We start from the raw sequence: 18,509 nt of genomic DNA on the forward strand, positions 1-18,509 counted from the left end.
ATGGGTCTCTTCGTCATGCCCTCGCTCGGCGCTGACATGGAAAGCGGCACCCTGGCCGAATGGCTGGTCGCGCCCGGTGACACCGTGGCCCGCGGCGATGCGGTTGCGGTGGTCGAGACCCAGAAGGGGGCGATCGAAATCGAGTGTTTCGAGGCCGGCACGGTGCAGGAGCTGAAGGCGAAGCCCGGCACGGTGCTGCCGGTGGGGGCGCCGATGGCGGTGATCCGGGCTGAGGGGGAAGCGGCGCCTGAGCTGGATGCGGTGCCGGAGCCGGAACAGGAACTGGAGCCGCAAATCAAACCGGAACCTGCTGCTGAAACCGCACCCGCGCCCGCCCGGGGCACTGTGCCTGCCGCGGCAACTGCTGTGGCAGGTACGGTCAAAGCGTCGCCTGCGGCGCGGGTGCGGGCGGCGGAGCTGGGGCTGGACCTGGGCACCGTGACGGGCAGCGGCCCCGGCGGCGCCGTCGTGCTGGCGGATGTGGAACCGGCCGGAAACCGCGATACCGGCGCGCCGGCCTCGCGCCTTGATGAGATGCGCAAGGCGATTGCCGCCGCGATGACGCGCTCCAAGCAGACGATCCCGCATTTCTACCTGTCGCAGACCATGGACGTGCAGGGCGCCCTCGACATGCTGGCGGCACGCAATGCCGGGGTGCCGCCGTCGGAGCGGATCCTGCTGGGCGCAGTGCTGCTGCGGGCGGCGGCGCTGGCGGCGCAGAAGGCGGCAACCCTGAACGGCCATTTCACAGACGGCGCCTTCCATCCCGCAGAGCAGGTCAATCCAGGCCTTGCGGTGGCGCTGCGCGGCGGCGGTCTGGTGGCTCCCGCGCTTGCCGATGTGCCCGCGATGACATTGGACGGGACCATGGCTGCGATGCGGGATATCGTCGCCCGCGCGCGGGCGGGGCGGCTCAAAAGCTCCGAGCTGACCCGCGGCACGATCACGGTGTCCAGCCTGGGCGAGACCGGCGGCGAGGTGATGGCCGGGGTAATCTTTCCGCCGCAGGTGGCGCTGATCGGGATCGGGGCGCCGCAGCTGCGGCCCTGGGTGCACGGCGGCGAGGTCGTGCCGCGCAGGGTCGTCACCGTGACCGTCGCCGCCGACCACCGGGTCAGCGGCGGGCGGCAGGCAGCCCGGTTCCTGAGCGAATTCGAAACTCTGATTTCACAGCCGGAGGCGTTATGACACAGACCGGAATGCGTGCCCTGTTTCTGGAAGAGCTGACGCGGGTTGCTCCGGATATTGACCCCGCTGAGGTGTCGGACACGGATCATCTGCAGGAGGACCTGGAACTGGATTCGATGGATGTGCTGAATCTGGCCGCGGCTTTGCACCAGCGGCTTGGCATCGATATCCCGGAGGCCGATTACGCGCAGATCGCAACGGTGGGCTCAGCCGTGCGCTACCTGTCTGCTGCGGCTAGTGCGGATTGAGGCTGGGCGTGATATCCCGCTGCGCCCGCTAGCCTGCGAGGCGGAAGCCGAAGCGCCAACACGGCACAGGACGACCAAGCCTTCTGCGGGGGGCTCGCCGAGCCACGCGAATTTTCTGTTGTGGACCGCGTCGAGTGCACATTCGGGCCATGCCCTGTCCTTTTCCATCCTGCATTGCGACGAGCGAATACGCCGGTTTTGCCGTGCAGGCCCGCTCGCTTCCCCCGGAAGAACGGAAGTATTTTGGCGAAAAAGTCGCCTTGAAAGGCAAACCGAACAGCGATGCCATCCCGGCATTCATGTACTACATCGCGCCCGACCGCTTCGCAAAACCCGCGTTGCTGCATTTTAGTTCGCGAACCGATCCATGCGGTTTCGTGGAGTTGATCATGACGGGCAATGTATTCTTTGACAGAGAACGGCCCCCTGGGGTCAGCCGATATGGTAGAGGGCGGCGATGGAGCCGAAGTAGACGGCCAGCACCAGCCAGGAATCGAGGCCTGCGCCGAGTATCCTGGGGTGCGGCGGATCAGCAGGCCGGCCACGTAGATCGCGGTGACCAGGATGCCGGCGGCGATGCTGAGCTGGGCGCCGGCGGGCTGCCGGACGAGCAGGAGCACCAGCAGCGCGTGGTTGGGTTTGCGGGGCCAGGAGGTCAGCGCATAGCGCACTGCGAAAATGCCAGCGACCGCCAGGATTGCGGTTTGCATTGTGATGCCGCCGAACATGTTGCCGAGGACCAGTTGGGCAGTGTCCACTTGCGCAGCGGTGGCGGTTGTCACGATTTCCGGCAGTTCGGTGACGGTGGCGAGGAACAGCAGGCCGGCAAATTCCCTGGCCAGGTTGTAGCGCCCTGACAGTTCGTCCCCGGCCATTGCCAGCCGGGTGCCTGCGAACCAGACCACCAATGCGGCAGCGGCAAAGACCGCAGCAAGACCGTAGACGGGCAGGGCATCCGGAGCGGGCATCGCGGCACCGTTCAGCCGGACTTCAGCACCGGAATCCGGGCCTCGCGCAGCACATGTGCAGAGGCGTTTCCGAATATCAGGCGGTGCAGCCGGGAATGGCCGCAGCCGCCCATGATCAGCAGATCGCATTGCTGGCTGGCTGCCTCCATCAGGAGGCGGGTGCCGGTGCCGTACTCCCTATCCTGGATCTGGCGGACCTCTGCCGTCACCCCGTGCCGGGACAGCACCCGGGCGATCTCGTGCCCTTCGGTGGAGAATTCCGCGGCCTCGTGCGGGTGCTCTTCGATGGTGACGATCTCTGCAAATGCGGCGGTTTTCAGGAACGGCAGCCCGTCGTGCAGGGCGCGGGCGGCTTCCCGGGTAGGTTTCCAAGCGGCGAGGATGCGGGTGCCGATGGGCTTATCGCACCAATCGTCCGGAAGCAGCAGCACCGGACGGCCGCTGTGTACGACGAGATCCTTCTGAAACCCCCTCTGATCAAACCGCTCCTGTTGCGAGTCAGGAAACAACGCTATGGCCAGATCGGAGCGGATAGCGGATTCCAGCAGTTCATCCGTGGCATCCGGAGAGCGGGCCGCCTGCGAGCGCCATTCCGCCATGCAGCCGGCCTGGTCTGTCGCTGCTTGAAACTGCATTTCTATTCTATGGTCTTCTTCAGCCACCCTGTTGTTGAAATCCCCGAACGTGACGTCGTCGGCGGCGATGGCGATGCCGGAATAGGGAACAAAGGCTTCCCGGGTGTGGAGGCCGGTCAGGTGGGCATTGAACCGCCGGGCCAAGCCGCAGGCCGCGGGCAGAAGGTGCCCGGCGGTAAATTCCGATGTCAGGCAGGCAAGTATGGTCTTGTAACTCATGGCTCACATATCCTCCCCCGCTTCGGGCCTCCGGCGCGGTATGCGCATACCTTAGCCGCTTATGACATATAGCAGTTTCAAGAGAGGGTACGGTTGACACCGGTCAAGGGCAGATGCGCGGCCGCCGGGTGTGTTAACGCCGGTTAATGCAGCGGCGGCTGCGCTGATCAAGGCTGGAAATGGAGCGGCTCACGCTGGTTCGAGGACAGCTGAGCGGTTCCTTTGGCGCAAGCAGCCCGCTGGCGGCTTTCGAGTGGCTCGCCAGGGGCGGTCCAGAGAGGATATGACCATGCTTGTACAAGAGATCATGACCGTTCCTGCAAGCTACACCAGCCCGCAGGACAGTGCCGCCAGCGCGGCCGAGCAGATGCAAAGCCGTGGCATCGGCGTGCTGCCGGTTGTCGAGGAAGAGCGGATTGTGGGCATTCTGACCGACCGGGATCTGGTGCTGGCGCTGGCCGGGCAGGAGCGCGGGCTGGAGGGGCTGTCCATTGCCGCCGTCATGAGCCCGGGCGCGGTCTGCTGCCGGGCAGAGGACACGGTCGAGGCTGCGGCGGCCCTGATGGGGGATCATCAGGTGCGCCGCTTGCCGGTGCTGGATGACGAAGGGCATCTGGCAGGGCTGCTGTCAGTTACCGACATTGCGGTGAATGCGTCGGAGCAGCTGGCAGGGGAGGCGCTGGGAGAGATTTGCGAGTACCGCTAGGGGCGTGACCCTAGTCCGGCACTGGTGTGATCTCGGCGGCCAGGCGGTCCGGCTCGACGCCTGCCACTTTAGCCAGGGTGGTGAGGTCGTTGATCCGGACGTCCATGTGGTCGGCGGTTTCCACAAGGCCGTTTCTGACAAAGCGGCGCAGGGTGCGGCAGACATGCACCGCGGTGAGGCCGGTGAAGTCGCCGATGCGCTGCTGGGTCAGGGGCAGGTGAAAGGCGCCATTCTCCGAAAGGCCCAACGGTTTCAGCCGCAAGGACAGTTCGATCAAGGCATAGGCGATGCGGCTTTCGGCGCTGCCGCGGCCCAGCCGCAACATGCGTTCGGACAGCCTGCTGCGTTCGGCGGCCTGCACCAGCTCATTGGCCCGCGCCAGCCGCGGAGAGGCGGCCAGCATCTTGTGCCAGACGGGCAGGGGAATGGCGCAGACCTTTGCATCCGTCACCGCCTCGATGTTCAGCCCGGCTGTTTTGCCGTCAGCGGAGGTCGGATCGGCGATATCCCCCGGCAGCAAGAGGTCGATCAGCTGCACCTCGCCGCTGAGGGAGGATTTGGAGGTGGCAAGCCAGCCGTCGGCGACGATGATGATCTTGCCGCTGTCGGCGCCGTCATGCAGCAGGGTTCTGTTGGCCGGGACGCTTTGGAGGCTGTTGCGGAAATTCAGCAGCGCAATGTCGCTGCCGTCAAAATCCATTGCGCCGATGCGCAGGCTGGAAGGGCAGGCAGATTGGCTTGGGATCGGGGTTTGCCGTGTCATCAGAACGTTCCCTGTCAGAAATGACCGCGCGGGCGCAGGGCCAGGTCCCGTACTTTCCACCTATCCGCATTGGAGAAATTTGGTTTCGCGCTGCAATCATCACGATACCGGGGCAGTGCGATTCTGTCGACCTGCCAGGGCTGGCCGGCGCAATGCCGCCTTTCCTGCGGCGCCCTGCCGGATGCGGAACCGGCCAAGGCGGGGGGGACACGGCGCGCAAGCCTGTGGCGGAGTTTTATTGCTGTCCGGCGAGCGGGCGCATTTCCAGGCGGAAATCTTGTGTTGCCTGGAACACCACACCGTTGGGCACTTCCTCCCAGTCCTCGTCGAAGGTGACGGGCTCCGAGGCCACCTCCACCGCCATGTAGGGGGTATCGTGCTTATGCTTCACATGCGTTTCGCCGCAAATCGTGCAGGTATGCAGGCTGCTGCGGCTGAGGTGGAAAAGCGTGCGGTTGAACCTGGAACCCACCAGGTTCTGCCCGTCGGTCAGCACAATGTTCAAACCAGCCGGGCGGGCGGGATCAATTTCCGCGCACCAGGATATGATCTGGCTGAGCCCGAGGCGCACGGTTTCCAGCAGCCCTTTTTCCGGGTGCTGCAGAAACAGGCTCAGCAGGTAGCGGAAGACATGCTCGCTGTCAGTCTGGCCCTGGATTTCTGACCGGTGCAGCGGGTCCATTTGGTCCAACAGGCGGAAGCGGAGCTGCTCGAAGTTGGGCAGCGTTCCGTTATGGGCAAAGATCCAGCGCCCGTGATGGAAGGGATGGGTGTTTTTGACACTGGTGGTTCCAACTGTTGCCTTGCGGACGTGGGCAACAGCAGTTCGGGCATAGACCCGTGCGGCAGCCTTGGCGAAATGTTCGCCGTGGTAGGCTGCCCAAACCTGTTTTTCGATGACCGGAACGCCATCGGGATAATCTGCAACCCCCCAGCCGTGGCCGTGCATCATGCCTTCCATGTCGCCCTGGCTTTGCGCCATGAGCGCATTCTGGGCCTTGACCAGGCCGCATTCGACCCGGGTCGGCTCATTTGCATGCATTGCGTACAAGCGGCACATTTTTCTGCTCCTGTCAGAGCGGTCCAGCAAGCAACTGTGATACTATGGACTGCATTTGCAGCCGTAAAGAAGGGGACCGGCTTTGTATTCGTCGCGGGCTGGGAGCGGACGGGAGGCAGGCATCGACGCGATCGCCAGGCGGCTGGTAAGGGATGAGCCTGCGCTGATCACGTCGCGGGATCTGTGGCCGGGTGTCCGGCAGGGCCGGGGCCTGGGTGCATCCGTGTTCATTGGGGATCAGGTCGGCATTGCGCTGTTCACGCCTGCGATGGTCGGGTTTCACGATCACCGGATGGCCTTGCTGGCTGAACCCGGCGATGCAGTTGTGGTCCGCCAGCGCTGCCCGGAGTTTGAAACCTACCTGTCGGAACACCTTGGCATGAGGCGGGTCCGCTTCCTGGAGGCGCATGGTGCGGATCTGGCCCCGGTGGCCAAACAGTGCCTTTCAGACCCGGGCCTGTTCAAGCATCTGCTGGAGGCGCTTGAGGCCGCGGGTTCGCTGACCCTTTATGCCTATCTGGTGACCGGGCATCTGTGGCATCTTGCGCAGGCCCTGGCAGCCGCCGCGCAGCTGCCGGTTCATGTTGCAGGCCCGTCCCCCCGCATCTCGCGCAGGGTGAATGACAAGCTGTGGTTCTGGGACGTGGCACGGGAGATAGCCGGGCCGGACTCCGTGCCGCCCTCGGCCTTTGCATTCGGCCCCGCTGCGGCGGCGGGCCGGATTGCCCGCCTTGCCAGGACTGCCGCGCAAGTGGTGGTCAAAGTGCCGGACAGTGCCGGCGCTGCCGGAAACATCCGGTTCAGTGCTGCGCAGCTTGAAGGTCTTGGCATTGCCGAAGTCCGCGGCCAGCTGGAACAGCGTTTGCGGGCAACGGGATGGGACGGCAGATACCCTGTTCTTGTGGGGGTTTGGGAAAGCGGGGTGGAGAAAAGCCCGTCAGTGCAAATGTGGATTCCCCATACCGGTGAAGGCCAGCCGGAGGTTCTTGGTGTTTTCGAACAGCTGGTGCATGGAAATGAGGGCAAATTCGCCGGGGCGAGATTTGCCAGCTTGGGCAGCGAAACTGAGCAAGCGCTGAAAAACGACGCCATACGCCTTGGCGCCATGTTCCAAAGGGCAGGCTATTTCGGGCCCTGTTCGCTGGACGCAGTCCTGAGAAAATCCCATTCAGGCGCTGATCAGATCCACTGGATCGAATGCAACGGGCGCTGGAGCGGTGTTTCAATTCCGCTTGCCGCAGCCGGCAGGCTGCTGGGCCGGCGCCCGGAAGGGATCGTTGTTGTGCAGGAGAATCTCGAGGCTGAGGCATCCCTGGACATTGCGCAGCAGTGCAAAGCCGTTGGTGATCTCCTGTTCCGGTGCGGGCAGTCACGCGAAGGCGTAATTCTGATTTCACCACCGCACCCCGGCCGGGCCTCGCTCAATGCAATGGCGGTTGCAGGCAGCCAGGCGCGGGCGGAGAAACTCATGGAAGAAGTCTTTGACCGGATCCGGGCGGGACGCTGAGAATGCCTGCCATCCGTGATGCAGTTGGGATTGTAGGTGCCGGGAGGGCAAGTTCAGCCATGTTCGGCGCCATTGACGCCCATTAATGCGGGGCGGCTGGGCTTGTAGGATCCTGAACGGGTAAACCCAATCCGGAGGGAAAACTATGGCAACCACAGGTATCAAGACCCTCGATCATTCCCCGCAGGTTTTCGCCGAATGGCTGAACCAGCTTTGCGACGATCTAGGCTGGCCAGATAAGTCCAGGGCCTATCTCTTGCTGCACGAAACGCTGCACACTGTACGCGATTTTCTGTCCGTTGACGAAGCCGCCGATCTGGCAGCGCAGCTTCCGGTTCTGGTGCGGGGGGTCTTCTATGATGGCTGGGACCCGTCCAAGACGCCGGTGAAACCCCGCAGCAAGAAAGATATGCTGGCCAGAATTGAGGCGCGGTTCGACAAGGAGCCGCTGGAAGACACGGAGCGCGCAGTGTCCGCGGTGTTCGATCTGCTGCGGCGGCATGTGTCGAAGGGAGAGTTCGACCAGGTCAGGAAAGCGATGCGCAAACCCATACAGGAACTTTGGGATTAGGGGCGGGCCAGTCGCCGTTGCGGAATTCGGAAGGAGCTGCCTTACCAAGGCAGCCAGCGCAGCGCGTGGCGCAATCTTTCGGCAAGCCGGGTCAGGCCTACTCACCAGGGCGGTGTGGCCGGCGGATCCCTTGGGCGCCAGGCTTCGAGCAGGCTGCCGCCTTGGAACACCGGCTGCCGGCCCCGGCGCCCTGCTTGACGCAGCTGCGCGATCAGGGAAGGCGCGACACCGAAGTACCTGGCGATCTCGCCATCATCCATGCCCAGATCTGCAAACACCGTGACCGCGGCAACAGGCCAGGGACCTAACCGGCCGCTGCCCTGGGCCTTGTTCTGGGCGTCCGCGTAAAGACCCATAGCGCGTTCCTTGGACTCCAAACCAAATGTCTGCTGGTTTCCGGCTATTGCGTGACAACCACTGTGCAATTCGCGTGGTGCAGCACCTTCTGGGAGACACTGCCCAGCAGGATCTCGCGGGTCAGACCCAGCCCGCGCCTGCCAATCACGATCATCCCGGCATTCTCGGTTTCAGCGGTTTTCAGAATGGCTTCGGCGTAATCGCCGGCGCAAATATGCGTCTCCACGTCGCGTGCACCGGCTTCCTTGGCACGGTGCGCTGCCCAATCGAGGATTTTTTCGCCGATCGCCAGTGTTGCCTTGGCCCTGTCAGCCTCTTCTGCAGCGCCGGCGAAGAGGCCGAGAAAATTTGCGGGCTGGCCGCGCGGTGTGAGGTTCTGGGCCTTGGCGGCCTGTTCAATGAGATGCTCGGAATCGGCCAGCTGCATCATTTCCGCCGGCGGCCGCCCGTGCAGAAAGACGTGAACGATGCTGAGCCCGCGTCCAAGCTTGCTTGACAGTTCCGCGGCGCAATCGAGCGCGCGGTTGCCTGCTTCCGATCCATCTGTGGCAACGAGAATTCTTCCGGTCATGGCCAGCCTCCTATCATCCCAGCGATTCCCGGAAAGCCTAGCCAAGAGCGAACCTGGCTGCATTGCTTGGCATCAACAGCAGCTGCCCGACCCGAAACTCAGAGGGTTCTTGCGCCGGGTCAATGCGCGGCACGTTCCGGTCAGGCAGGGTGGGCTTATTCTGTGGAGCTGGCAGCAGGGCCTGGCTGCGGAGGCCAGCTTTCGCACCTCGTTCATCACAGCAAGAAAACGGTGATTGGAGGCGTTGCAGATGACCGGAATAGAAACAACCTTCACACCCTGGATGTCCCTTGCCGGAGGCGTGCTGATCGGTGTCGCTTCGGTGCTGCTGATGGCCGTGCAGGGCCGCATTCTGGGGGCCACCGGAATTCTTTCGGGACTCTTGCCGCCATCCGGGGCCGCCGACGCGGGCTGGCGGGTTGCGCTGTTGCTGGGCATGGTCACAGGGCCGGCGGCGGTCATGGGGGTTACTGGTGCGATGCCGGTGGTCCAGGTGCCCGTGCCGGCGGCGATGCTGGCAGTTGGAGGGTTTATTGTCGGCATCGGCGTCACCTTTGGATCGGGGTGCACGTCCGGCCATGGCGTTTGCGGTATGGCGCGGATGTCACCGCGGTCGGCCGTGGCCACGCTGACCTTCATGGCGGTCACCGCCCTGACCGTATTTGTGCTGCGCCACGTTGTCGGAGGATAGGCGATGAAATTGATCTCCAGCTATGCTATCGGCCTGATTTTCGGCATCGGAATATCCATATCGGGAATGGCAAATCCGGCCAAAGTCCTGAACTTCTTTGATTTTGCCGGTATGTGGGACCCTTCCTTGATCTTTGTGATGGGGGGTGCACTGGCCACTGCCTTTATCGGCTACCGCATTGTGTTCGGCTTCAGCCGCCCGCTGCTTTCAGACCGTTTCAACCTGCCGGCACGCCGTGATCTCGATCTGCCCCTGATCGGCGGCGCGGCCGTTTTCGGCGTGGGCTGGGGCATTGGCGGTTTCTGCCCCGGCGGCGCGCTGCCTGCGCTTGGCACCGGCAACTACGAGGTCTTTATCTTTGCCGCCGCCATGGTCGCTGGAATCCTTGCGGCCAAGCGGCTCCAGAGGTGGTCCGGTCAGCGCACATCAGCACAGAAGCACCAGGAAAGGACGTGAAATCATGACCGGCTACCATGTGAACCGCAATGTGAAACCGGCCGTTAAGGGGTTTTTCGATTCTGAAACGAACACGATCTCCTATGTTGTCAAAGACCCGGCGTCGAACGCCTGCGCAATTGTCGATTCCGTGATGGATATCAACTATGCCGCCGGGCGCATCAGCTTTGAACATGCCGATGAGATTATCTCCTTTGTCAGGAGCAATGCGCTGCAGGTGGAATGGCTGATCGAGACGCATGTCCATGCCGATCATCTGTCGGCGGCCCCCTATATCCAGAAGGAACTGGGCGGCAAGCTGGGCATCGGGCGGAACATCACTGTCGTGCAGGAGACCTTCGGCAAGATATTCAATGAGGGCACGGAATTCCGGCGCGACGGGTCGCAGTTCGACCGGCTGTTCGACGATGGCGACAGCTATGAGGTTGGCAGTATGGAGTGCCTGGCCATCCACACTCCGGGCCATACGCCCGCATGCATGACGCATGTCATGGGTGACGCCGCACCTGTCGGAGGTCAAGGGGCCGGTGATGGACCGTCTGCAAAAGACGCATTTCCTCGATGACCTCAACGGCCGGGTGTACCTGTCGCAGTTCCAGACCTGGAAGGATCTTGCGGCAGCCGGATGACGGCGCCGGGCCCGCCAGGCAAGGCGTGCGCCAGGGCGCGCGCCGGGATCATGACGGTTTACCGATGCGGATCGATTCCAGGTGCTCGGGCACCCGCGACGGGCGGCCCAGTTCATGCGCGAGGCGCCGCCGGAGCGCGTCGGAGGCTTCGGGCTCGCCATGTGTCAGATATGTCATGGCAGGTGCCGGGCCGGCTGCCATCCAGCGCAGCAGCTCATCGGCGTCGGCATGGCCTGAAAAGGTCTGAAGCTGGGCGACCTGGGCATTGATGCTGTAATCCTGCCCGAACATGCGCAAACGGCGCTCGCCTGCGGCCAGTGAGGCGCCGCGGGTGCCGCCTGCTTGATAGCCGGAAAGCACGATCATGGTCTGCAGGCGGCTGCCGAAGTTCACCACGTGATGCAGGATGCGCCCGCCGGTGATCATGCCGCTGGCCGAGATAATGACCATCGGGCCTTCGCGGGTGTTCAGGTCCTTGGATTGCGCAACCGTATTGGTCCGGACAGGGAGCTGGAACACCGCCGCGCAGTCCTGCTGGGCAATCCGGTGCTCGGCGCAGTGGCGGGCATATATTTCCGTGGCGTCCGCCGCCATCGGGCTGTCGAGGAATACGGGAACCCGCGGAATGCGGCCGGCCGTCATCAGGCGGGAGAGGAGGTATATGATGCCCTGTGCGCGGCCGACGGCAAAGGCGGGGATCAGCACGATGCCCTTTTGCTTCAGGAACGGGGCCAGGATACCGGCCAGTTCGTCTTCGGGGGAAATGGCAGGGTGCAGGCGGTCGCCGTAGGTCGACTCGCAGACTAGCACATCGGCGCCTGCAAAGGGCTCCGGCGGCGGCATCAGCGGATCGCGGTCCTGGCCGAGGTCGCCGCTGAAATGCACCGTCTTGCCGCCGGCCCTGACCCGGATCTGAGCAGCCCCCAGCAGGTGGCCCGCCCGGATGAATTCGGCGCTCAGGCCGCCGCCAAGATCCAGTTGCTTGCCGAAGGGGTGGGGCCGGAACCGGCGCAGCGCCGCCCAGGCGTCTGCTTCAGTGTAGAGCGGGGCCGGGCGCTTGTGCTTGGAATAGCCTTTGCGCCGCGCATGCTGCGCCTCCTCCTCCTGCAGGCGGCCGCTGTCCGGCAGCAGCAGCCCGCAAAGGTCGCGGGTCGGCGGGGTGCAGTAGACCGGTGCCTGGCAGCCCGAGCGGAACAGCGCCGGGAGGTAGCCGGTATGATCGAGATGGGCATGCGTCAGCAGGATGGCGGTGATGGATCCGGGGCGGACCGGGAATGGCTTGCGGTTGCGCCGCCTGAGATGCTTGTAGCCCTGATAGAGCCCGCAATCGATCAGCACCCGCTGGCGCCCGGATTCGATCAGGTAGCGGGAGCCGGTGACTGTTCCGGTGGCCCCGAGGAAACGCAGCCTGGCATTAATTGGCGGCGGCATGGCACCCTCCTGTCCTGCCGCGGCCTACTTGGAAAACAGGACCGGCAGCTTCGAACGTTCCAGCAGTTCGCGCGTGGCGGCCCCGATCACGAAGTCATAGGCCCAGGAATGCCCGAAGGCGCCCGCCGCCAGCATGTCGGCGCCGCATTCCATTGCCACCTTGAGCAGTGTGGACCCGATATCCTGTGAGGATTTTTCGCGGTCGATCAGGGTCACGGCATGCCCGTGCCTGTCAAAAGCCGCAGCCATGTCCTCGCGGCAGGCGAGCCCAAGGCCGCCGTCGCCGATGTGGAGGATCGAAATACTGGCACCGGGCTGCGCCAGTGCACGGGCATAGTGAGCGGCGCGGATAGCCTCGCGGGTATTGCTCCAGCCGATCAGGATGTTTGTGCCGATGAGGGCGGGGGGCCAGCCGTCCGGGAGGATCAGGACAGGGCGCCCGGAATGGCGGATCAGCTGTTCCTGCAGCTGGCGGTGGCTGTGCCTGGCACCCTGATGCGGGCATTGCCCCGCCAGCACAAGGTCCGCAGCGGCCACATTCTCGAGCAGAAAATTCTCCGCGCTTTCGCTGCCCAGCGGCTGCTGGCGGAAATCGGACAGGAAATCCCGTCCCGCCACAGCAGCCTGAAAGGCCTCGGCGACAGCCACTGCTTCCTGCCGCTGCCATTCGGGGATGAATGCCGCGCCGTAGCTTACCAGGCTGCCTTCGGTGCCGGCAAAGGGCACCTGGGCTTCCATCGGCAGCACGCCGGTCAGATGGGCGCCGGTGCGGCTGGCCATATCCGCGGCTGCAGGGATGAGCCACTGCGCCTCTTCTGCCGAAAACAGCGCAACCGCCAGGGTCTTGATTGTCATCGCTCTACTCCTTGCTGCAGGTTCGCTCTCAGCGGAGCGGGAAATTCGGCCGGTCCGTGTTGTAGTGGGCAGAGAGGTAATCCAGGATGATCCTTCGCTCGTCAGGGTCGAGTTCGGGCATGCCTTGCTCCTCGGTCATCCAGTCCAGCAAACCGCTCCAGCCTTCGCGGGTCTTGCCCTGCTGGGCGACGATCATCTCGGAATGGCAGGCGGTACAGACATAGTAGGTTTCCTCCGCCCCCTCAGCCGCGACCAGCTGGCCGAATTCGCTGTCCTCAGAAGCTTGGGCGTGGGCCTGAGAAATCGCGCTGCACAGGGCGGCACAGGCGGCTGCAAGCCTGAGCAGTGCCTGACGGGAGCCCTTCCCTGATGCCGGATGCCCGGGCATCAGCTGACCCGCAGGCCGACACGGTGCATCCGGTTGTTCAGATACCCCTTGGGATTCCAGTTGATGGCGAAACGCTGCATTTCGCCGGCGCTGTCGATGGCGCGGGCCCAGATCTCGTAATAGCCGGCAACCGGGAAGCGCACGCTGCTGCGCCAGTTCTGCCAGGCGCCTTCGTTGACCGGCGGGTCCAGCTCTGCGGCCTGCCAGCTGGCGCCGAAGTCATAGGAGATGTCGAGCCGGTCCACCGTGCGGTCGCCGGACCAGGCGTGGCCGCGCACTTCTGTCTCCAACCCGGACGCGGCGCCGTTGGCGGGGAAGGTGATCAGCGATTTCACCGGCATCCGCTCGATAATCCGGAAATCCTCCTTGGGCACGTCGTCGCCCGGGGCCACCGGGTACGCGGGCACGCGGTAGGAAGTGCCGGTCATCTTGGGGCCGTCATGCACCTGGTCGCGCAGCTCGATCCGGGTCAGCCATTTCTGCGAGCAGGAGCCGGGCCAGCCCGGCACCACCAGCCGCAGCGGCGCACCGTTCATCGGGTGCAGGTCCGCCCCGTTCATCGCAAAGGCGATCAGCACGTTGTCCGTCAGTGCCTTGGCAATCGGCAGCCCGCGCGAGATCGGCAGCTTGTCCGGATCACCAGAAAGATGCCCGTCCGCCCCGTAGTGCGCGGTATAGACCACGTTGTCCTGGACGCCAGCCGCCTGCAGCACATCGCGCAGCCGCACCCCGGTCCATTCCGAGCAGGCCACCGCGCCGTAGGTCCACTGGTTGCCGCTGGCAGGCGGGTCGAAGAAGGCCCGCCCGTTGCCGCCGCATTCCAGCGTCAGCGCCAGCGTGAGCACCTCGAAGCGGTCTCTGAGGTCCGCAATCGAAAGTTCCAGCGGGCTGTCTACGAAGCCGTCAACCGACAGCATCCAGCCTTCGGGGCTTGTGTCATCTGGCGCGAGCCCGTTGTTGCGGATGAAATGGCGTTCTGTCGGGGTGATCGGATCATCCAGCAGCTCCGGCGGCGTCTCGGCATTCAGCGGGCGGTCATTCAGCAGGGTGAGACCGTTCTTGCCCGCCAGCCCGTTTTCGCTGGCCATCGCGGCCGGGAAAAACCCGTGCGGCAGGTTGCGGTGAAACGGAACCGCCATGCCTGCCACTGCGCCAAGGCCAGCCAGGCCTGCGGTTTTCAGGAAGCGGCGGCGGCCCGGGCCGGGAGCCGCTTCCGTTTCAGCAGTGCCGCCCCGCGCGGCGGCAGGGTTTCGCTTGTGTTCCGAGGTCATGAGTGCACTCCCTTTGCTCATGCCGGTGGCGGCTGGGCCTCCCGGCGCTAACCACGGCATGTTGCTGGCATTTGACCACGCGCTCCTGCCAGGCGCATTGACGGCGGTTAATGGGCAAGGAGCAGTGCGGCCTGTCAGTTCTCCACCGGCTGGCCGGCCCAATAGCGGGCGCATTCGCTCTCGCGGCCGCGCACCACGCGGCGGCCTTCCAACGGCCCCTGCCGCTGTGTCACCACGGTGAACTGCATTTCGGGTTCGTCCTCGAAGTGGCAGAAGACAAGCACCCAATCTGCCGTTCTCCCGAGCGCGTGCGCGCGCGCGGAGTTGGAAAACAGCAGTGTCAAATGCCAGCCGCCGCGCGTCAGGTGGAGGACAGGCAGCCAATCCTTGCCTTCTGGGTTGAACCGGCGCGGTGCTATTGTGCGCAGCTTGCCGGCCGCAGCCCTTGTCCGGTAGATGGCGTCTGCCTCAAGCAGCAGTTGTACAGGAGGCTCGTGCCCGCCGCGGCGCGGAGCCCGGATCCGGCGGATTGCTTCAAGCCTGCCGGACAGCGCGGCAAGAATGGCGCTGCGGCGGCGCGGGCCGAGACCGGAGACCTTCATTCTGGGATTGCGCAATGCGGTTTCCAGGTCCTCCAGCGTCTGGGCATCAAATTGTTCGGTGAATCTGCCTGCCAGGGCTGGCCCTATGCCCGGTACTGTTTGGAACAGGTCTTCCGGTCCGGTTTCCCCCTGCAGACGGTCAAGCTGCTGCCATCGTCCCGTGGTCAGGATTTCTGCAATCGCCGCTGCAATGCCACGCCCGATTGCGGGCAGCCCGATCAGCGCGGCGCCGCCGCCCTCTTGATAGAGTGTGCGCAATGGCTGGCGCAGTTCGGCAACTCTGGCGGCTGCATTCCGGTATGCCCGGACCCGGAAACCGTCGCCGCCCTGCGCTTCAAGAAGGTTGGAATAGAGGTTCAGCTGCTCTGCGATCCGGCTGTTTTCTTGCAGACCCGGACTGTCCTCGGTGCCTATGGCGGGTTTGGTTTCCATGCGGCTGCCTGGCTGTTGGAAGGCGTTACCGGGATTTTCCTTTGTTTGCGGACGGCTGCATTGCGCCCCATCAATGCAGCAGTGCTCTTGTTGCCGCAAACAGGGTGGAAGCAGGTATCAGGACACGGAGAATGCCAAAGGAAACCGCGCAAAACAGGATGCTGTCACAGGCGCTGAGCCTGCTGGCCCGGGCGGAGGAACTGCACCGGGTGACTTTCGGCCTGGGGCCGGTCCCGGCCTGGGAGCCGCCGCTGGACCTGATCGAGACAGACTCTGAGGTTCTGGCCTATGTCGCGCTGCCGGGGGTCGACATTTCCAGCGTGGAGATTTCGGCCGAGAGCGGCTTTCTTGTCCTGCGCGGTTGCAGGCAGCGGCCGCCGGAATGGCGCACCGCAGGGTTTTTGCGCCTCGAGCTGCCCAATGGCCCCTTCGAGCGCAAGGTCAGGATCCCGGACGGGCATTACCAGGTCAGCAGCCGGGAGGGGCAGGGCTGTCTGATTATCCGTATGCGGAAGTTGCGGAGCAGTTGTGATGACTGAGGAAACGGCGGCAAAGCAAACGGCAGAAAATGGAGGCCCGGCTCCGGCGGCAATTTCGTCGCCCTGTGCCGTTGACGGTCTGATACTGCTTCCGGTGCGCAATTTCGTCGCTTTTCCGGGCACGGTTTTCCCGCTTGCGGTCGGCCGCGAGGCCTCTGTCGCCGCTGTCGAGCTGGCCGTCCGCGAGGACCGGCCGCTTGGCGTCATTCTTCAGCGCGATCCTTCCCTGGAACAGCCCGCTGCCGAGGATCTGCACAGAATTGGCTGCACAGCAGATATTCTGCGCTACGTGAGATCGCCGGACAGCGGCAACCACATAATTTGCCGGGGCACCGGGCGTTTCCGCCTGTCGAAACTGCTTCAGGAAAGGCCGTTTGCCGTCGCGCATGTGGAGCAAATCACCGAGCCGGCTGACCACCGGCCTGAGACAGAGGCCCGGTTTCTGCATCTCCGGGATCTGACGGTGGAGCTTCTCGAACTGCTTCCCGACGCGCCTGGCGGGCTGGCCGAGTCGGTGAAGGATATGGCGGAACCGGGCCTGCTGGCAGATCTGGCGGCAGCCTATTCTGATTTTCCGGTCGCGGAGCGGCAGGAGATTCTTGAGACGCTCGGAATCGGGGCGCGCATAGAAAAAACCGCGCGTCTTCTGGCCAGGCGCGTCGAAGTGCTGCGCATTACGAAGGAAATCGGAGAACAGACGCGCGAGGCGCTGGATGAGCGGCACCGGAAAGCCGTGCTGCGCGAACAGCTTGCCGCCATTCAGCGGGAGCTTGGCGAGGGGGAGGGCAGCACCGCTGACGAGTTTGCCGAACTGTCCCGCCGCATCACCGCAGCCGGAATGCCGGAAGACACGGAAAGATATGCGCTCAAGGAGCTTGGGCGCTACAACCGGATGCCGGAAGCCGCAGGCGAGACGGGGATGCTTCGGACCTGGCTTGAATGGATGACGGAAATGCCGTGGCAGCTTCCGGAGGCCCAGCCTGTCGATCTGCAAGAGGCCCGGGGAATTCTGGATGAGGATCACTATGGGCTGGAGAAGATCAAGGCCCGGATCATCGAGTATCTTGCCGTCCGCAAGCTTGCACCTGCCGGCAAGGCACCGATCCTGTGTATCGCCGGGCCGCCCGGTGTCGGCAAGACCTCCTTGGGCCAGTCAATCGCCCGCGCCCTGGGACGGCCCTTTGCCCGGTTCAGCCTGGGCGGGGTGCATAATGAGGCGGAAATCCGCGGCCACCGCCGCACCTATATCGGGGCAATGCCGGGTATGGTGATTCAGTCCATCCGGCGGGCAGGGGCGCGGAACTGCGTGCTGATGCTTGACGAGATTGACAAGCTGGGCAGAGGCCCTGGCGGCGATCCTTCCTCGGTGTTGCTAGAAGTTCTGGATCCGTCCCAGAACGCGGCGTTCCGCGACAATTACCTGGGTGTCAGCTTTGACTTGTCGCATGTGGTTTTTCTGGCAACCGCCAATCTGCTGGAGACAATTCCGGCCCCGTTGCTTGACCGGATGGAAGTCATAACACTGCCCGGGTACCTCGAGGACGAGAAGCTGGAAATCGCCAAACGGCACCTTTTGAAGGGCCAACTGGAGGCCACCGGCCTGGCACCGGAGCAGGCCGCAATCAGTGATGCCGCGCTGCTGGGCGTTATCCGCAGTTACACCCGGGAAGCAGGGGTCCGGAACCTGGAGCGCATGATCGGCGCATTGTTGCGGCACGCCGCCGTCGGAATTGCCGGCGGCAAGGCGGCCAGCGTGCAGATCGGCGCAGACGATCTGAAAGAGATCCTGGGGCCGCCCAGATATGAGGATGAGGTTGCAATGCGCACCTCGGTACCTGGGGTGGCGACCGGGCTTGCCTGGACGCCGTCCGGCGGCAGCATCCTGTTCATCGAGGCCAGCCGCGTTCCCGGCGAAGGCAAGCTGGTGCTGACCGGGCAGCTTGGCGATGTCATGCGCGAAAGCGCGCAGGCGGCCATGACGCTGGTCAAGGCACGGATGGGCGAGCTCGGCATAGATCAAGCCGTGTTCGAGAATTCCGATATCCATGTGCATGTTCCGGCCGGAGCAACGCCGAAGGACGGGCCGAGCGCCGGCACCGCCATTTTCTCCGCAATGGTTTCGCTGCTTGTTGACCGCAATCTCAGGAATGACACTGCAATGACTGGTGAGATTTCGCTGCGCGGCCTTGTTCTTCCGGTGGGCGGCATACGGGAAAAGGTGATGGCTGCAGCCACCGCGGGGCTGTCGCGTGTGCTTTTACCTGACCGCAACCGGCGTGATCTCGATGACATTCCCAAGGCCGCGCGGGACGTGCTGGAGGTCGTCTGGCTGGAAACCGTTGATGATATTCTGACCCATGCTTTTGATACCGATTTGAAAACAAGGGATTTTAACCGTTGACGCGGGTCAATGCCATGCCTG

At 64.0% G+C, this 18,509-nt stretch carries 20 protein-coding genes and 1 pseudogene; 10 read left to right on the top strand and 11 right to left on the bottom strand.

The genetic code is table 11. The annotated features are described in order from the left end of the window. Together KUW17_RS21840 and KUW17_RS21845 are read left to right on the top strand one after the other, a co-directional pair. Positions 1–1,188, top strand: coding sequence for a dihydrolipoamide acetyltransferase family protein (locus tag KUW17_RS21840; RefSeq protein ID WP_222482426.1), 1,188 nt, complete (start codon positions 1–3; stop codon positions 1,186–1,188). Then, entirely contained in the window at positions 1,185–1,436 is a 252-nt protein-coding gene (locus KUW17_RS21845; protein ID WP_222482427.1) for an acyl carrier protein, read from the top strand. The genes KUW17_RS21840 and KUW17_RS21845 overlap by 4 nt, the downstream gene beginning before the upstream one ends. On the opposite strand, the gene KUW17_RS21850 is transcribed toward KUW17_RS21845, so the two are convergent. Both KUW17_RS21850 and KUW17_RS21855 read right to left on the bottom strand, forming a co-directional pair. Beyond that, positions 1,406–2,404: a sodium/calcium exchanger protein gene (locus tag KUW17_RS21850; RefSeq protein WP_222482428.1), complete on the bottom strand. Its 999-nt coding sequence runs from the start codon at positions 2,402–2,404 to the stop codon at positions 1,406–1,408. The genes KUW17_RS21845 and KUW17_RS21850 overlap by 31 nt on opposite strands. Before the next feature lie 11 nt (positions 2,405–2,415). Beyond that, entirely contained in the window at positions 2,416–3,258 is an 843-nt protein-coding gene (locus tag KUW17_RS21855) for a universal stress protein (protein WP_222482429.1), read from the bottom strand. 283 nt (positions 3,259–3,541) lie between these two features. Between KUW17_RS21855 and KUW17_RS21860 the strand changes: the two genes are divergently transcribed. Next, the gene (locus KUW17_RS21860; protein WP_261397353.1) at positions 3,542–3,964 is read left to right on the top strand and encodes a CBS domain-containing protein; all 423 of its coding nucleotides are present in this window, start codon (positions 3,542–3,544) and stop codon (positions 3,962–3,964) included. Between the two features lie 10 nt (positions 3,965–3,974). Here the strand turns inward: KUW17_RS21860 and KUW17_RS21865 are convergent, their stop codons facing one another. Further along, the gene (locus tag KUW17_RS21865; protein ID WP_222482430.1) at positions 3,975–4,727 is read right to left on the bottom strand and encodes a Crp/Fnr family transcriptional regulator; all 753 of its coding nucleotides are present in this window, start codon (positions 4,725–4,727) and stop codon (positions 3,975–3,977) included. Positions 4,728–4,962: 235 nt separating this feature from the next. Beyond that, entirely contained in the window at positions 4,963–5,787 is an 825-nt protein-coding gene (locus KUW17_RS21870) for a class II glutamine amidotransferase (protein WP_261397354.1), read from the bottom strand. Positions 5,788–5,869: 82 nt separating this feature from the next. Between KUW17_RS21870 and KUW17_RS21875 the strand changes: the two genes are divergently transcribed. Further along, a complete protein-coding gene (locus KUW17_RS21875; protein ID WP_222482432.1) occupies positions 5,870–7,294 on the top strand; it encodes a hypothetical protein in 1,425 nt (474 codons plus the stop codon). Positions 7,295–7,439: 145 nt separating this feature from the next. After that, positions 7,440–7,865: a DUF2267 domain-containing protein gene (locus tag KUW17_RS21880; RefSeq protein WP_222482433.1), complete on the top strand. Its 426-nt coding sequence runs from the start codon at positions 7,440–7,442 to the stop codon at positions 7,863–7,865. A gap of 101 nt (positions 7,866–7,966) precedes the next feature. On the opposite strand, the gene KUW17_RS21885 is transcribed toward KUW17_RS21880, so the two are convergent. Both KUW17_RS21885 and KUW17_RS21890 read right to left on the bottom strand, forming a co-directional pair. Then, positions 7,967–8,221 carry a hypothetical protein gene (locus KUW17_RS21885; protein ID WP_222482434.1) on the bottom strand — a complete coding sequence of 85 codons (255 nt, stop codon included), beginning with the start codon at positions 8,219–8,221 and terminating at the stop codon, positions 7,967–7,969. 44 nt (positions 8,222–8,265) lie between these two features. Continuing rightward, positions 8,266–8,793 carry a universal stress protein gene (locus KUW17_RS21890; RefSeq protein ID WP_222482435.1) on the bottom strand — a complete coding sequence of 176 codons (528 nt, stop codon included), beginning with the start codon at positions 8,791–8,793 and terminating at the stop codon, positions 8,266–8,268. 250 nt (positions 8,794–9,043) lie between these two features. On the opposite strand from KUW17_RS21890, the gene KUW17_RS21895 reads away from it, so the two are divergent. The 3 genes and pseudogenes from KUW17_RS21895 to KUW17_RS21905 form a co-directional block, all read left to right on the top strand. Continuing rightward, entirely contained in the window at positions 9,044–9,484 is a 441-nt protein-coding gene (locus KUW17_RS21895; RefSeq protein WP_222482436.1) for a YeeE/YedE family protein, read from the top strand. 3 nt (positions 9,485–9,487) lie between these two features. Further along, positions 9,488–9,940, top strand: a complete 453-nt coding sequence (locus KUW17_RS21900) for a DUF6691 family protein (protein ID WP_222482437.1) — start codon at positions 9,488–9,490, stop codon at positions 9,938–9,940. Positions 9,941–9,944: 4 nt separating this feature from the next. Beyond that, positions 9,945–10,499 (top strand): annotated as a pseudogene (locus KUW17_RS21905) (MBL fold metallo-hydrolase); the annotation flags it as partial. Between the two features lie 118 nt (positions 10,500–10,617). Here KUW17_RS21905 and KUW17_RS21910 read toward each other — a convergent pair. The 5 genes from KUW17_RS21910 to KUW17_RS21930 all read right to left on the bottom strand — a co-directional run bounded on the left by KUW17_RS21910 (position 10,618) and on the right by KUW17_RS21930 (position 15,548). Further along, entirely contained in the window at positions 10,618–12,000 is a 1,383-nt protein-coding gene (locus KUW17_RS21910) for an MBL fold metallo-hydrolase RNA specificity domain-containing protein (RefSeq protein ID WP_222482438.1), read from the bottom strand. Positions 12,001–12,024: 24 nt separating this feature from the next. Next, a complete protein-coding gene (locus KUW17_RS21915) occupies positions 12,025–12,855 on the bottom strand; it encodes a universal stress protein (protein WP_222482439.1) in 831 nt (276 codons plus the stop codon). Positions 12,856–12,883: 28 nt separating this feature from the next. Then, positions 12,884–13,243, bottom strand: a complete 360-nt coding sequence (locus KUW17_RS21920; protein ID WP_222482440.1) for an aldehyde dehydrogenase — start codon at positions 13,241–13,243, stop codon at positions 12,884–12,886. Further along, the gene (locus KUW17_RS21925) at positions 13,243–14,514 is read right to left on the bottom strand and encodes a sulfite oxidase (protein WP_261397355.1); all 1,272 of its coding nucleotides are present in this window, start codon (positions 14,512–14,514) and stop codon (positions 13,243–13,245) included. The genes KUW17_RS21920 and KUW17_RS21925 overlap by 1 nt, the downstream gene beginning before the upstream one ends. A gap of 134 nt (positions 14,515–14,648) precedes the next feature. Then, positions 14,649–15,548, bottom strand: a complete 900-nt coding sequence (locus KUW17_RS21930; RefSeq protein WP_222482442.1) for a DNA-binding protein — start codon at positions 15,546–15,548, stop codon at positions 14,649–14,651. A 131-nt stretch (positions 15,549–15,679) separates the two neighbouring features. Between KUW17_RS21930 and KUW17_RS21935 the strand changes: the two genes are divergently transcribed. Together KUW17_RS21935 and lon are read left to right on the top strand one after the other, a co-directional pair. Next, positions 15,680–16,087, top strand: a complete 408-nt coding sequence (locus KUW17_RS21935; RefSeq protein WP_222482443.1) for an Hsp20/alpha crystallin family protein — start codon at positions 15,680–15,682, stop codon at positions 16,085–16,087. Next, complete coding sequence (lon, locus tag KUW17_RS21940; protein WP_222482444.1) at positions 16,080–18,488, top strand: endopeptidase La; 2,409 nt, start codon at positions 16,080–16,082, stop codon at positions 18,486–18,488. Before KUW17_RS21935 ends, lon begins: the two co-directional genes overlap by 8 nt. The last annotated feature ends 21 nt before the right edge of the window (positions 18,489–18,509 follow it).

It is taken from the genome of Leisingera aquaemixtae, from assembly GCF_019801145.1.
GTDB lineage: Bacteria > Pseudomonadota > Alphaproteobacteria > Rhodobacterales > Rhodobacteraceae > Leisingera > Leisingera aquaemixtae_A.

What these genes read in the sequence shown, in the direction of transcription:
- KUW17_RS21910 (WP_222482438.1), bottom strand. Translation starts at nt 12,000, where the DNA reads ATGCCGCCGCCAATTAATGCCAGGCTGCGTTTCCTCGGGGCCACCGGA.
- KUW17_RS21935 (WP_222482443.1), top strand. Translation starts at nt 15,680, where the DNA reads ATGCCAAAGGAAACCGCGCAAAACAGGATGCTGTCACAGGCGCTGAGC.
- KUW17_RS21880 (WP_222482433.1), top strand. Translation starts at nt 7,440, where the DNA reads ATGGCAACCACAGGTATCAAGACCCTCGATCATTCCCCGCAGGTTTTC.
- KUW17_RS21895 (WP_222482436.1), top strand. Translation starts at nt 9,044, where the DNA reads ATGACCGGAATAGAAACAACCTTCACACCCTGGATGTCCCTTGCCGGA.
- KUW17_RS21925 (WP_261397355.1), bottom strand. Translation starts at nt 14,514, where the DNA reads ATGACCTCGGAACACAAGCGAAACCCTGCCGCCGCGCGGGGCGGCACT.
- KUW17_RS21850 (WP_222482428.1), bottom strand. Translation starts at nt 2,404, where the DNA reads ATGCCCGCTCCGGATGCCCTGCCCGTCTACGGTCTTGCTGCGGTCTTT.
- KUW17_RS21870 (WP_261397354.1), bottom strand. Translation starts at nt 5,787, where the DNA reads ATGTGCCGCTTGTACGCAATGCATGCAAATGAGCCGACCCGGGTCGAA.
- KUW17_RS21845 (WP_222482427.1), top strand. Translation starts at nt 1,185, where the DNA reads ATGACACAGACCGGAATGCGTGCCCTGTTTCTGGAAGAGCTGACGCGG.
- KUW17_RS21885 (WP_222482434.1), bottom strand. Translation starts at nt 8,221, where the DNA reads ATGGGTCTTTACGCGGACGCCCAGAACAAGGCCCAGGGCAGCGGCCGG.
- KUW17_RS21855 (WP_222482429.1), bottom strand. Translation starts at nt 3,258, where the DNA reads ATGAGTTACAAGACCATACTTGCCTGCCTGACATCGGAATTTACCGCC.
- KUW17_RS21920 (WP_222482440.1), bottom strand. Translation starts at nt 13,243, where the DNA reads ATGCCCGGGCATCCGGCATCAGGGAAGGGCTCCCGTCAGGCACTGCTC.
- KUW17_RS21930 (WP_222482442.1), bottom strand. Translation starts at nt 15,548, where the DNA reads ATGGAAACCAAACCCGCCATAGGCACCGAGGACAGTCCGGGTCTGCAA.
- KUW17_RS21840 (WP_222482426.1), top strand. Translation starts at nt 1, where the DNA reads ATGGGTCTCTTCGTCATGCCCTCGCTCGGCGCTGACATGGAAAGCGGC.
- KUW17_RS21915 (WP_222482439.1), bottom strand. Translation starts at nt 12,855, where the DNA reads ATGACAATCAAGACCCTGGCGGTTGCGCTGTTTTCGGCAGAAGAGGCG.
- KUW17_RS21865 (WP_222482430.1), bottom strand. Translation starts at nt 4,727, where the DNA reads ATGACACGGCAAACCCCGATCCCAAGCCAATCTGCCTGCCCTTCCAGC.
- KUW17_RS21860 (WP_261397353.1), top strand. Translation starts at nt 3,542, where the DNA reads ATGACCATGCTTGTACAAGAGATCATGACCGTTCCTGCAAGCTACACC.
- lon (WP_222482444.1), top strand. Translation starts at nt 16,080, where the DNA reads ATGACTGAGGAAACGGCGGCAAAGCAAACGGCAGAAAATGGAGGCCCG.
- KUW17_RS21900 (WP_222482437.1), top strand. Translation starts at nt 9,488, where the DNA reads ATGAAATTGATCTCCAGCTATGCTATCGGCCTGATTTTCGGCATCGGA.
- KUW17_RS21890 (WP_222482435.1), bottom strand. Translation starts at nt 8,793, where the DNA reads ATGACCGGAAGAATTCTCGTTGCCACAGATGGATCGGAAGCAGGCAAC.